This window comes from Aromatoleum evansii (assembly GCF_012910805.1).
In the GTDB taxonomy this organism is placed as follows: domain Bacteria; phylum Pseudomonadota; class Gammaproteobacteria; order Burkholderiales; family Rhodocyclaceae; genus Aromatoleum; species Aromatoleum evansii.
Window position 1 is genome coordinate 1 of the sequence record NZ_WTVK01000233.1, and the last position, 440, is coordinate 440.

Annotated in this window: 1 protein-coding gene; it reads right to left on the minus strand. The window is 66.8% G+C overall.

Annotation, left to right across the window (positions count from 1 at the left end; genetic code table 11):
• A partial coding sequence (locus GO615_RS29965; protein ID WP_169133094.1) for a hypothetical protein occupies nt 1-440 on the minus strand: 440 nt, incomplete at both ends.

A 440-nucleotide genomic window follows, 5' to 3' on the forward strand; every position in this document is an offset into this window, starting at 1 on the left:
CTTCGACACGATGCGCTGGCTCGTGCAGACATCGGCGCTCAGCGTCACCTCGTAGGTACCCGGCTTCGGGAAGGTGACGACGACAGGATCGCCGCTCAGCATCACCGGGTCGAACTCGACCGAGCCGTGCTTCGTGCAGGTGGCACGCTTGATGCCACCCTTCGTGGCGCCGCCGGAGACCTCGGCACCTTCCGGGAACGACATCGTGTACACGAGCGGCACACCGTACTTGGCGTGCTTGTTGCGGCCGTACTTCATCTCGTGCTGCGTGCCGGTGACGGAGGGCACGAGGGTCGCGGTCAGGCCGTCCACGGTGTACTCGATGTGCGCGGCGGCTCTCACCTTCGGCGCGGGCGCCGGCTTGGCGATGTTGACCGTCGTCGTCTTCTCGACCGTCTGCAGGCCGCCCTCACCGCAGTAGTAGCCGGTGGCCGTGATCG